Source organism: Trichocoleus desertorum ATA4-8-CV12, from assembly GCA_019358975.1.
GTDB classification, from domain to species: Bacteria; Cyanobacteriota; Cyanobacteriia; order FACHB-46; family FACHB-46; genus Trichocoleus; species Trichocoleus desertorum_A.
This window is the reverse complement of the sequence record JAHHIL010000085.1, coordinates 1-11,352: the sequence shown is the minus strand read 5'-3', so window position 1 is coordinate 11,352 and position 11,352 is coordinate 1. Positions and strand designations below refer to the sequence as shown.

9 protein-coding genes are annotated in these 11,352 nt (G+C 48.8%); 7 read left to right on the top strand and 2 right to left on the bottom strand.

The features are described from left to right. Window positions 1–178: 178 nt before the first annotated feature. The 5 genes from KME12_27220 (at window position 179) to KME12_27200 (ending at window position 4,916) form a co-directional block, all read left to right on the top strand. Window positions 179–406, top strand: coding sequence for a hypothetical protein (locus tag KME12_27220; protein MBW4491454.1), 228 nt, complete (start codon window positions 179–181; stop codon window positions 404–406). Window positions 407–522: 116 nt separating this feature from the next. Next, entirely contained in the window at window positions 523–1,260 is a 738-nt protein-coding gene (locus KME12_27215) for a DUF2993 domain-containing protein (GenBank protein MBW4491453.1), read from the top strand. 138 nt (window positions 1,261–1,398) lie between these two features. Next, window positions 1,399–1,923, top strand: a complete 525-nt coding sequence (locus KME12_27210) for a DUF2231 domain-containing protein (GenBank protein MBW4491452.1) — start codon at window positions 1,399–1,401, stop codon at window positions 1,921–1,923. 555 nt (window positions 1,924–2,478) lie between these two features. Continuing rightward, window positions 2,479–3,795, top strand: coding sequence for a PAS domain S-box protein (locus tag KME12_27205; GenBank protein ID MBW4491451.1), 1,317 nt, complete (start codon window positions 2,479–2,481; stop codon window positions 3,793–3,795). 119 nt (window positions 3,796–3,914) lie between these two features. Beyond that, window positions 3,915–4,916, top strand: coding sequence for a chemotaxis protein CheB (locus tag KME12_27200; GenBank protein ID MBW4491450.1), 1,002 nt, complete (start codon window positions 3,915–3,917; stop codon window positions 4,914–4,916). A gap of 46 nt (window positions 4,917–4,962) precedes the next feature. On the opposite strand, the gene KME12_27195 is transcribed toward KME12_27200, so the two are convergent. Further along, window positions 4,963–5,481, bottom strand: coding sequence for a hypothetical protein (locus KME12_27195; GenBank protein ID MBW4491449.1), 519 nt, complete (start codon window positions 5,479–5,481; stop codon window positions 4,963–4,965). 225 nt (window positions 5,482–5,706) lie between these two features. Here KME12_27195 and KME12_27190 point away from each other — a divergent pair, with 225 nt between their 5' ends. Beyond that, window positions 5,707–7,566: a PAS domain-containing protein gene (locus tag KME12_27190; protein ID MBW4491448.1), complete on the top strand. Its 1,860-nt coding sequence runs from the start codon at window positions 5,707–5,709 to the stop codon at window positions 7,564–7,566. On the opposite strand, the gene KME12_27185 is transcribed toward KME12_27190, so the two are convergent. Then, the gene (locus tag KME12_27185; protein ID MBW4491447.1) at window positions 7,518–10,160 is read right to left on the bottom strand and encodes an MASE1 domain-containing protein; all 2,643 of its coding nucleotides are present in this window, start codon (window positions 10,158–10,160) and stop codon (window positions 7,518–7,520) included. The genes KME12_27190 and KME12_27185 overlap by 49 nt on opposite strands. A gap of 412 nt (window positions 10,161–10,572) precedes the next feature. Between KME12_27185 and KME12_27180 the strand changes: the two genes are divergently transcribed. Beyond that, window positions 10,573–11,226, top strand: a complete 654-nt coding sequence (locus KME12_27180; GenBank protein ID MBW4491446.1) for a response regulator transcription factor — start codon at window positions 10,573–10,575, stop codon at window positions 11,224–11,226. Window positions 11,227–11,352: the final 126 nt, after the last annotated feature.

Sequence of the window (11,352 nt, the reverse complement as noted above, 5' to 3'; positions counted from 1 at the left end):
AGTAGAAGCTTGGCAAGAGGAGCGCAATCAAGAGAAGACCTGGATTGATTGGCGATTTACGACCGCAGATGCCAGGATAAAACTGCATCGACTTTACCCGTCAACTAATAATTGACTGACTACTAGGCTTGAGCCAACGTGGCAGCAGGCGATCGCACTTCAAGCCAATGCAACAGCCATTCAGCCCCGATTTCATCTACATCAGGGAGTCTGTTTTTTGGGGGGTTGTGGCACTATCAAATGCTGCCAGCCCTACGCCCAAACTTGGATTTATGCCATAGAAATGGAACTGGGGCCTGAACCAGAGATGGGTCGTATTGGTGCTGAAGCCACTATTTTACTGAACGAATCAGAGATCCAAGGTGTGATGGATGGTGTGATGGATATAGCCCTGACAGCTCAGTAATCGCAAGGTAGATACAGCCTGATCTCGGCTCTCTATCGCGGTGTAGATACATCAATTCTAGGGGATGCCCTAGAGTGAGGGCGAACACTCCGAAATTTTTAAAGCAGCACTTAAATATGCCAGATCTGGGAGAGCAAGCCATTAGCAAGGTGGCAGAAGCAGGTATTTCTAGCCAACTTGATGAAGTAGAAGATATTAATGTTGATATCCGCACCGATCCACTGAAGGTCATGCAGGGACAAGTGGATTCGGTGGAAATCGAAGGCAAAGGGATGGTAATGCAGCAAGATCTGCGCATGGAAGAAATGCAGATCAAAACTGGCAGCATTGCAATCAATCCTCTCAGTCTCGCCTTTGGCAAAATTGAGCTACAGCGACCCACTGAGGCAGAGGCTCATGTGGTCTTGACCGCAGAAGATATGAATCGTGCCTTCAACTCGAATTTTATTCGTGAGAAGTTACAGAACTTACCTGTTACCGTTGATGGTCAACAAACAACTGTAGACGCTCAGCAAGTTGGGTTCTGCTTACCTGGGGATGATAAGTTTGCCATCAGCGCTGTCATTAAGCTACAAAACTCTGGTGAAGTCAAACAGGTTGCTTTTACCGCCAAACCCCAAGTGGTTGATGGGGGTCAGCGCATTGCTCTAGAAGATGTGCAGTACTCCGAAGGAGAAGGACTGTCACCAGAGTTAAGCAATGCCCTACTAGAGCAAGCTAGCTCTCTCTTGGATTTACGCAACTTTGAGCTGGAGGGGATGTCCCTCCGGGTGAAGCAGTTAGATGTGCAAGAAGGACGCTTAATTTTGGAAGCAAATGCTCATGTGGAGCAATTCCCCTCGGGAGATAGCTAAATACTTGAACTTGGTTACAGATCCCAGGCTCCTCAATGGTGTGATCTGTAACCCGCTTGTCCAAGTGAAATATCCCTAGTTAGACCCGGTTAGACGCTGAGTTGTGATCATTAGCAGTTGAACTCAAGGAGACGGACGATGGTACAGACCCCCAACATTCCCCCTGTGATTGAGAGCGAAGAAAGTGATTACCGCGATAATGGCATTGTCAGTACTGTGGCGATCGCGGGCCATCCTCTACATCCCCTCATTGTCACTATTCCCATTGCGGTCTTAGTACTGGCAGCAGGTAGCGATCTGGGTTATTGGTTAACCCAGGATGCGTTCTGGGCTAGAGCTTCTTTTTGGTTGCTGGGAATTGGCTTAGTCTCAGGGGTAGTCGCTGCGATCACTGGAATGATGGACTTCTTGAAGATTGAGCGAGTCCGTAAGCGTACAGCAGGTTGGGCGCACATGTCCCTAAACGTGGCAGTTCTATTACTCACGATCGCCAACTTCGTACTACGTTGGGGCAATCCTACAGGTGCCATTCTGCCCACCGGGATCATCATTTCAACGATTGTGGCAGTTCTGTTGGGTCTGTCTGGTTGGTACGGGGCTGAGCTGGTTTATCGCCATAAAATTGCCGTGATTGGCTATAGCAGTAGAGAGCATAGTAACTAAGCATTGAGTGAAGTTGCGATCGCGCTCTACTTTTAAAGGTTTACCTTATACCAGACATTAGAAAATCTTGTGGGTCAATTCACATGATTCTTATTTAATGAATCAGCCCCTACAAATTTTCAAAAAATACTAGTCTGGAATTGCTTAATTACAAGCAGCATTGCATTACGGGGGTTAGGTTTCACCTATCCCTTTTGTTTTGTATACACCCTATTTTACAGGGTAAAAATTGGTTAATCTATTCGGTCGAATCCTCGGTTAAATCGCAGGCTGATATTTTGTCAAGGCTTTTTAAAGAATCAATTACAAGTATCTTCTTTTAGGCTGAAAAGCAAAAGGTAAGAGTTGACTATTATTAAAGGGAATCACCAGAAAAACAGAAAATCAATTTCTTTATGCAGTTCCTTGATCTTTATTACTTTAGTAAACTGCTCTCAACTTAGTCGCGCATTTATCATCTAGGGGAGTACCCGTCTTTAATAATCAGCGCTTTCCATTTTTAATAAAACCCTATTTCTGCTCAAGGATAATATGAATGCTAAATGCGATGGGAGGATGTTAGGTCAGCAGCTTGATCGCATACATCAACAGACCAAGAAGCTGTTCGAAACTGCTAAAAACTACTCTGGAAAATATCCTGAACTCCTGAGTGAATCTTTAGAAGAGTTGCAGGTAACTCTAGAGGAACTTCACGTTGCAGAAGAAGAGCTACGCCAACAAAATGAGGAACTCTATCGCACTCAAATAGCAGTTGAGTTGGAGCGGCAACGCTACGTAGAATTATTTGAATCTGCCCCCGATGGCTATCTGGTCACAGACGCTCAGGGAGTGATTCAAGAAGCCAACCAAGCAGCGATGAAGTTGTTCAATATTGGGCGCGTCTATCTCATTGGCAAGCCTTTGGCCACTTTTGTGCCAGAAGACTCTCGGCGGGAGTTTCGTTCTGTCGTCAATCAGCTATCCAAAATCAGTCGAGTGCAGGAGTGGGAAGTCCAGCTGCAGGGCCGAGGGGACAGGTTTTTTAATGCGGCTTTAACGGTAGAAGTAGGTCGTTGTCATTCCACGGGCCAAGCAATTGCCCTACGCTGGCTGATACGAGACATCACCACTCGCAAACAAGCCGAAGCTCAAATTCAGCAGTTACAACTGCAAAATCTGCACTTAGCTGAGACCGATCGCCTGAAAACTCAGTTTATGGCGACTATATCCCATGAATTACGCACACCCATGAATGCCATCTTGGGATTTTCTGATCTGCTCTTACGTCAGTCTGACCCAGAGAAGCAGCGGCAGCAACGAGCCATGCTGGAATGCATTTTTAGAAATGGTAAACATTTACTGAGCATGATCGAGGAAATTTTAGATTTCTCAAAGCTCAAAGAAAATCATTTGGAAATGAAGCTAGAAGTGTTGGACTTGGGCCAACTGGTGCAGGCAGCCTCAGAACAAATGCGCTCTCTAGCAATGGAAAAACGTTTGGGCTTAGAAGTGCATCTCGCTCAGCCTAGTATCGCGATCGTCAACGACTCAAGCCGCTTGCGCCAGGTCTTGATCAATTTGATTTCCAATGCGATTAAGTTTACGGATGCTGGCACGATTCGGGTAGAAGCTTACGAGTTGTCGAAGGAGCAAGTAGCGATCGCAGTCAGTGATACAGGGATTGGCATTGATCCCGTCGATCAGGTGAATATTTTTCAGGCTTTTCGCCAAATCGACCAAACCATCATCCGTCGGCATAGTGGCACAGGTTTGGGGCTCTCCATTACCGATTCTTTGGTCAAGCTGATGCAAGGCAGAATTGTCGTAGAGAGTCAGCTCGGTCAGGGGTCAACTTTTCGGGTAGAACTGCCACGTCGAGTCAGCCTGCTCTAAAGCTATCTCTAGAGGGACAAACTCTCCAAGTAATTCTGGTATTTTCAAGTTATCCCTTTAGTTGCAGGGCTGCTTTGAATCAGTCTGCTGGCAAACATGACCGCTTAGATGTACCTTTCGTGATTGCGATCGGTGCTTCTGCGGGTGGAGTAGAGGCGATCGCTCAGGTCGTTAAAACCTTGCCTCTTGATTTACTGGCAGCAGTCTTAGTCGTGGTACACTTCCCTGCGCACGGTAGAAGTGTTTTGCCCAAAATCCTCAACCGTCTCAGCGCCTTACCAGCGGGCCACGCCGCAGATGGAGCAGTAATTCTGCCAGGACACATTTACATTGCCCCACCTGATTACCATTTGGTAGTCAAGCCAGGTTATCTGTCTCTGAGTCATGGTCCCCGCGAAAATGGCCACCGACCCGCCATTGATACGTTGTTTCGCTCAGTGGCCAAAGCCTATGGGCCGCGAGCCATTGGCGTAGTGCTGTCTGGAGCCTTGGACGATGGCACAGTTGGTCTGGAACTCATTAAAACTCAAGACGGTATTGCGATCGCGCAAGATCCAGATGAAGCGCTATTTGACAGCATGCCCCGTAGTGCCATCAACAACGTTGAGGTGGACTATGTTCTACGGATTGCTGATATGGCCCTAATCTTAAGCAAGCTGGTGGATAGACCTATCCCGGAAAAAGCAATGACCCCCAACGACAAGACTCAGAGCGAAAAAGAAGCCGATATTGTAGCTGAAGATAAAGCCGCTTTAGAGCAAGGTGAGTATACTGACAGGTCTTCAGCGGTCACTTGTCCCGAATGTGGCGGCGTGCTTTGGGAATTGCAAAATGACAATCTAGTCCGCTTTCGCTGTCATGTCGGTCATGCTTACTCCCTCGATAGTTTAGTTTCAGAGCAAGCCGATATGGTAGAACAGGCGCTATGGTGTGCAGTCCGAGCCTTAGAAGAAAAAGCGGCTTTAGCACGGCGCATGGTGAGTCAGGCCCGCCAACAACGTCATATCCTGACAGAAAATCAGTTTCAAGAACGAGCCCATGAAGCTGAGCACAACGCCTCGCTATTGCGTCAAGTCTTATTCCAGAGCCCTCAAGCCAGGGAAACAGACCAAGCCAGCTAAACCCTCCCTGATCTCACCCTGCGGGAAAGCTAAAGGCATCTATCCTTCACTCTTCCCGCATTTGACGATACAACTCCACCGTCTGCTGCATCTCTACCAAAATCCTTTCCTGCTCCTGCATCGCCTGACGCACCTTTTCTTCTACTTGTCGCGCCATTTCTGTCGCGTCTCTGACATCTTCCTCAGCTTGTCGGGCTGTTTCAGCCGCTTGTCTAGCCGCTTCTGTCGCTAGCCGTAGCTCTTCTGCCCTGTGTCGCATCTCTTCAGCAGCATGACGGATCTCTTCCTGAACTCGCCTAGCTGTCTCTGCGTTTTGCCGTGCTGCTTCCCGCACTTCCCGAATGGCTTCTGCTTGGTAACGCCACTGCTCTGAGTTTAATCGCTGAAGTTCGTTACTTTCGCGCTGCTCCTCCCTAGACTGCCGCTGTTCTTCATTAATTTGCCACTGCTCCTCATTGTTATTTTGGTTATTTTGCTGCTGGTTCTTGGCCTGCGGTTTGCCCCCCTCTGGGCCACGCCACGGCTCTTCTGAAAAGGTATTCGAGCTAGATGGTTTTGAGGTCATAGTCACGGGTACTCCTGACGCGACAAGAGAGGGTTTAACTGAGTGAGCCGCTTACCCAACACGCTTACTCTATTTACTAGAGCAAAGTCATGAGGTTAAGTCATGAGGCTGTGTGCTAATGCTAGCCTGTATGCTCAGTTCCTAATTCCTCTACGATGCTGTAAGGCATCGAAACTAGAAACAACTGAAAAAATCTACAGTATTTAAGTGCTTTTCTCTTAAACCATGAGCCACTTTGGTGAAAATCCTGAATTTGAAGCGTTACTAAACTACATTAAGCGGAGTCGAGGATTCGACTTTACTGGTTACAAGCGCTCTAGCTTAATCCGCCGAGTCAACAAGCGGATGCAAGTCGTTGGCATTGAGGGGTATAGCACCTACCTCGATTATCTAGAAGTACACCCAGATGAGTTTAATCACCTCTTCAATACTCTCCTCATCAATGTGACCTCCTTTTTCCGCGATCGCTCCACTTGGGAGTATATTGCCAGCGATATCATTTCTCGCATCTTGACATTGAAAAAAGCCCGCGACCCAATTCGGGTTTGGAGTGCAGGCTGTGCTTCGGGTCAGGAAGCTTACACGATCGCTATGGTGATTGCTCAGATCATTGGCATGGAGCAGTTTCGAGAGCGAGTCAAGATTTATGCGACCGATGTCGATGAAGAAGCCCTGAACCAAGCCCGACAAGCCACCTACCTAGAGCGAGAGTTAGAAGGTTTATCTCCTGAAGAAATCGAGCTGTTTTTTGAGCAGTCAAACAACTCTTACTCTTTTCGTAAAGAATTAAGGCGATCGGTGATTTTTGGTCGTCACGATTTAATTCAAGATGCCCCTATTTCTAAGATTGACCTGCTAATCTGTCGCAATACCTTGATGTATTTCAATGCGGATACGCAAGCCCGCATTATCGCCCGTTTTCACTTTGCCCTGCGCGATCACGGCTTTTTGTGTTTAGGCAAAGCCGAAATGTTGCTTACCTATTCCAACGTTTTTACGCCAATTGAGCTAAAGCGCCGCGTTTTCACCAAAGTCCCTAGGCTGAACTCTCGCGAGCAGCTTCTAATCATGCAAATGGGAAATGAAGACATCAGCAGTCATAACTCCATCAACCGTCGGTTGCGAGAAGTGGCCTTTGACCGCAGCCCATTAGCCTGTTTTGTCATTGATGCCAACGGTTCGCTGGCCTGGGTAAATGAGCCAGCCCGTTTACTCTTTAACATCACCACCCGTGACGTGGGTCGCCCTTTGCAAGATCTAGAAATTTCTTACCGTCCGGTAGAGTTACGCTCTTGCATTGAGCAAGCCTATAATCAGCGTCGTCCGCTGATGCTCAGAGATGTAGAATTGCTAGCTTCCCAAGCGGAAAGAATCTTTTTAGACATTCAGGTAGAACCACTACTGGATACAGAAAACACCATCCTAGGGGCTAGCGTTACCTTCACAGATGTCACCCGCTACAAACACTTGCAAGCGGAACTCGAACACTCTAACCAAGAGTTAGAAACGGCTTATGAGGAACTGCAATCTACCAACGAAGAGCTAGAAACCACCAACGAGGAACTGCAATCTAGCAACGAAGAGCTAGAAACCACCAACGAAGAACTGCAATCTACCAACGAAGAATTGGAAACCATGAATGAGGAGTTGCAGGCAACTAACGAAGAACTCCATACAGTCAATGATGAACTTCAACGCAGTAGCGAAGAACTCAACCAAGCCAATACCTTCTTGGGTGCAATCCTGAGTAGCTTGAAAGGTGGCGTGGTGGTTGTGAATCGGGACTTACAAATCCAAGCTTGGAACTACAAATCTGAGGATTTGTGGGGCTTACGTACCGAGGAAGCCATTGGTCAAAACTTCTTGAATATCGACATTGGCTTACCCGTAGAGCAGTTAAAACAACCCATCCGGACTTGTCTTGCAGGTGAAGCTAATAGTTCTTCAGAGAGCCTGCTTGATGCCATTAACCGTCGCGGCAGACAGATTCAATGTCGGGTTAGCTGCACACCCTTAGTAGGGGTAGTAGGCCAAATTCAAGGAGTGATTTTACTAATGGAAGACCGCAGCGAAGGAGAGTTGTAAACAGACTCAGCCGTCAGCCCTGCTAGAGATGGCTTTGCCAGTGGCAAGACAAACCAGAATTTAGCACCTGCTCCGGGCTGGCTCTCCACTCCTACTTGCCCCCCGTGAGCCGTGATGATTTGCCGACAGAGGTAAAGCCCTAAGCCAATCCCGGTTAAGTGCGGATTGTCTAAGCCTCGGACATAAAGCTTAAAGAGGCGATCGCAAACCTCTCGGCCCATACCCACACCATTGTCTTCAACGGTACAGCGGATTTGGCTGTTTTCTAGAGTAGCGCTCAGGGTTAGCTGTACACCGGGGGCATTGTGCTTGAGGGCGTTAGTAATCAGGTTTTTGAACACTTGCTGCAATTGATTGGGGTCGGCAATCAACGGCGGCAAATTAGCTGGCAATAGATTTTGTACCGTGGCTTGGTTGCGCGACAACAGGGGTTCTAAGTCGGCCAGAATATCGTTGACTAACGCATCTAGACGTACCGCTTCGTAAGCTAAAACGATTTGTTGCCCTTCGCTCGATTGGTCTTCTAGCAAGGAGTTGATTAAGTTCAACTGACGTTCATTGCTTTGCACCATGCGATCGACCATCGAACGCATCACTGGAACTGAGTCTCCAGGCTTATTCTGCAAGTTCTTCAAAATCAATGACATGCCCATAATTGAGGTTCGGACATCGTGGGAGAACGCATGCAAAAAGATATCCTTAAAGTGGTTAAGGTCTTGTAACTCCTGCATTTTTTGTTGCAGTTGGGCGGTGCGTTCTTCGACTTGCGACTCCAAATTGGTATTGAGCGTCTGCACTTGTTGGTAAAGCTGCCCTTGCTGAATTGCGATCGCCACCTGAGTCGCCAATTGCTCTAGCAGGTTGACTTCAAAAGGTTGCCACTGACGAGGATGCCCGCACTGATTCGCCACCAGCACCCAGACTTCATCGCCCAAAATAATCGGCACTCCCAAGCTCGCCTTAACTTGATATTGCTGATAGAAGGCAGCAATTTTGGGTGTTGTCTGGCTCTGAGCCACATCATCCACCACACGGCTACAGCCTGAGGCAAACAAAGCCCGAAATTCTTGCACACCTTCTTCGTCGTATTCCAAACACATCACCGAAGGCCAAGCCTCCAACACCGACTCTGCCAAAACATAGCCCTTGGCCTGCTGATCGAGATGACCAATATAGACGCGGTCTGCCTGGAGAAATTGGCGTACTTCCGTAACGGTGGTATTGAGAACTTGATCTAGATTGAGCGATCGCCGGATTTTGAGCGCAATCTCTGTGAGCAAATGGCTACTACGCAGGGCTTCATGGACTCGCTCCGAAGCTTCCTGGAGCTGAACTTCTACCTGTTTGCGCTCTGTAATGTCTTGCACTGTTCCTGTGACAGCGTGGCCCGTAAAAGCAAGTTGCTCACACACCAAGCGCTCTGTACCATCGGGATGCAGAATTCGGTAGTCAATGCGGACGGGTTGACGCTCAGCCATTGCCTGCTCTAACGTTTGCTGAACGCGATCGCGATCGTCGGGGTGGATCGACTGTAGAGCTACCGCCCGCTCTGGCGCAAAGACTTTGGGCAGAAACCCTAAGATGCGATACAGCTCATCGGACCAGCGTAATTGCTGCTGCTGCCAATCCAAGTCCCAGTTGCCGAGCTGAGCAATCCGTTGAGCATTCGCTAAACTGGCCTCACTTTTCTGCAATAGTTCAGCGGTGCGTTGGCGTTCATTTACAGCCGCCGCCAAGACCAAAGCCGTGGTCGTCACCACCCCCATAAACGCTTGCAAAAACAGCACTGCTTGATTCAGAGTTTCGGCTTTGGCTACAAAAGGTCCATGTCCTTGAAATGCACCAAAAATCGCAATTCCAGACACAACCAAGCTGGCTAGCACAGCCCCCGATTGCCCAAAACGTAGTGCGGCCCATACTACCAAAGGAAACGGTAAATACTCCAGCGGGTACTGAGCGATCGCCGCCCCAGACTGGGAGCCAAACACCACCCAACTCACCGCACACAATAGGCTTAGCCAGACAGCACCCTCAACCCGCTGCCGCGACGTTTGAAACAAATAGGGCCACTGGCGGCAGGTCAACAGGACGGGGGCCGCGACTAAAATGCCCATGCAATCGCCCAGCCAAAGCGTCCACCAGTTTTCCCAAGCTTGGCTCCACGGAATTGTACCCAGCGATCCCTCAATGATCGCGCTCCAGGTAGCATTTATCAGAGGAACGCACAAGGCAGCTCCAATTAAACCCCAAACGTCCTGCGAACGAGCCAGATTAGGCTGAAATCCTAAGCGCCGCAATACGATCGTCGCGACTACTGCCTCGGCGACACTACCCGCAGAAGAAACCACAGAATTTATCGGGGAACCGCCCAAAGACTGGACGAGGAAGAAATCTCCTAAAATTACCCCTGGCCATAGCCATGATCCCCGCAACAAAAAAGCGGCTAAAGCAATTCCGGCGGGGGGCCAAAGCGGTGTGGCATCTGAATTCAGACCAATGGCTGAAATCGAAATTTTAGCGGAGACAAAATAGGCGATCGCCAGCAGACCGACCGAGAGCAAATATTGCAGAACTTGAGGACGCTTTAGGCGCATAGGTTGCCAAGCAGAGCAAATATAACGAACTGTGGGTGCATCGTCTAACTTCGCTCCAAGTCAAGAACTCAGGGCCAAAGTAAACTGGCAAGCAGATGTCGCCAAACCAATGGTGCCATCGCGCCACTAGGCTACGAAGCCAGTAACTTACCCTCTAGGGTGGCTTACTCGCCAGCATAGTAGCTTCCTCCACTTGGATGAGTTGAGTTAGATCACCAAAATGGGTGTTGTTTGTTCTGCGATCGCCTTCTATTCTCTGGCAAGATTATGGTATAGGTCGTGTCCTGATGCTGGATAAGTCAGTTTTTAGCTGATTTAATCGATTTATACTCAACCACGTCGCTTGTCAAAAATTGCTGCACGCGATCGCAATCAAGACATTGTGGCTTTTTTTGCCTGATCTGAAAACTCTATGAATCTGCCCTCCCAATCCGCTCCGTTACGAATTCTGCTTGTCGAAGACGACCCCATGATGCAGTTAGGGTTAGAACAAGCGTTGGCTGACTATCCAGAATTTGAAGTAGTTGGTCAAGCGGATGATGGTTACTTGGGTGTGGCCGCTGCCATCCGACTTAAACCAGATTTAGTGGTGATGGACATCGGCTTACCCCGACTCGATGGCATTGCAGCGACTCAACAAATTAAAGCAGCCCTGCCAGAAGTCCGGGTAGTGGTTCTCACCTCTCATACCACCGAGACCGAAATTGTCGCCGCCCTCTCTAGTGGAGCAGACGCTTACTGTATTAAAGGCTCTAGCGTAGATCGGCTGCTGACTGCCATTAGAGCGGCCCAAGAAGGCGCAACTTATCTGGACCCGCAAATTGCTCGTCGAGTTATCGAGCATCTCAAGCCTCCCATGCCATCGAGTCACCTGGGGCAGTTATCGCAGCGAGAATTGGACGTGCTACGGCTGATGGTGGAGGGCAAAACCAATCCTGAGATCGCTGAAGCTTTATACCTTAGTCCCAACACGATCAAAACTCACATTCGCGGCATTATGAACAAGCTAGCAGTAGACGATCGCGTCCAAGCAGCTGTAGTTGCCTTGCGCTCTGGTTTGGTCTAGTGACATCCTCCCCTCCTAACCGCAAGCGGTGTAGAAAGGGCTTCCCAACCTCACGATTGAGAATTGCTGCTTCACAGGACTCGTAACCGAGTATCCTCCACAGCCAGAAACCGTTAGTCCCAACGG

Bases quoted from the DNA above. Each gene is read 5' to 3' on its own strand.
- KME12_27205 (MBW4491451.1), top strand. From the start codon at position 2,479: ATGTTAGGTCAGCAGCTTGATCGCATACATCAACAGACCAAGAAGCTG.
- KME12_27210 (MBW4491452.1), top strand. From the start codon at position 1,399: ATGGTACAGACCCCCAACATTCCCCCTGTGATTGAGAGCGAAGAAAGT.
- KME12_27180 (MBW4491446.1), top strand. From the start codon at position 10,573: ATGAATCTGCCCTCCCAATCCGCTCCGTTACGAATTCTGCTTGTCGAA.
- KME12_27215 (MBW4491453.1), top strand. From the start codon at position 523: ATGCCAGATCTGGGAGAGCAAGCCATTAGCAAGGTGGCAGAAGCAGGT.
- KME12_27185 (MBW4491447.1), bottom strand. From the start codon at position 10,160: ATGCGCCTAAAGCGTCCTCAAGTTCTGCAATATTTGCTCTCGGTCGGT.
- KME12_27190 (MBW4491448.1), top strand. From the start codon at position 5,707: ATGAGCCACTTTGGTGAAAATCCTGAATTTGAAGCGTTACTAAACTAC.
- KME12_27195 (MBW4491449.1), bottom strand. From the start codon at position 5,481: ATGACCTCAAAACCATCTAGCTCGAATACCTTTTCAGAAGAGCCGTGG.